This window comes from Rhodobacter sp. P2_H5 (assembly GCF_056403335.1).
The window spans coordinates 1-517 of the sequence record NZ_JBFUFS010000158.1; the positions used below are offsets into that span (position 1 = coordinate 1).

The 517-nt window shown below is 66.7% G+C and carries 1 protein-coding gene; it reads left to right on the plus strand.

Annotated features, from left to right (window positions below; all coding sequences use genetic code 11):
* Positions 1–517: strawberry notch-like NTP hydrolase domain-containing protein (locus tag AC1DVR_RS24080; protein ID WP_478003137.1), on the plus strand; the 517-nt coding region annotated here is incomplete at both ends.

Here is a 517-nt window from a genome sequence, read left to right on the forward strand (position 1 = left end):
TCGCCCGCGCGCTCAGTCTGCGGCTATCTCGCTCGGGCCAATGCTGCCCCCGCCATCCACAAGCCCGATGCATCCCCGGTGGCTGTCGAACTCGGCTACGAGGTCATCGACGCGGGGCCGCCCAACGCCGCCCGCCTGTCGGATGCGATCTACGAAGAATACGGCCTGCAATCGATCCAGATTCCCGGCGCTGTGCCGCATCCCACCAAGCTTGTACAATCTGCCGCCATGGCTTCGGTCGCCCCGCCACTCCCGACCTATCGGCCGTTGCTGCGTGCCGGCATCTGCCAACTGCTGTCCGATGCCCAGCTGGAGACGGTGATCTATGCCGGGGAGGCCCACTCCGACCATCTTGCAGGAAGCTGGACCGTCGACGAAACCTGCGACAAGGTAAGCGCTGCTGCTGACGGTGTGGCTGGCTCTGTCCGCTTTCGCCGCGGCTTCATGCTGGGCGATGGCACCGGCGCGGGCAAGGGGCGCCAGTCGGCCGGGATCATCCTCGACAACTGGCTGCGGG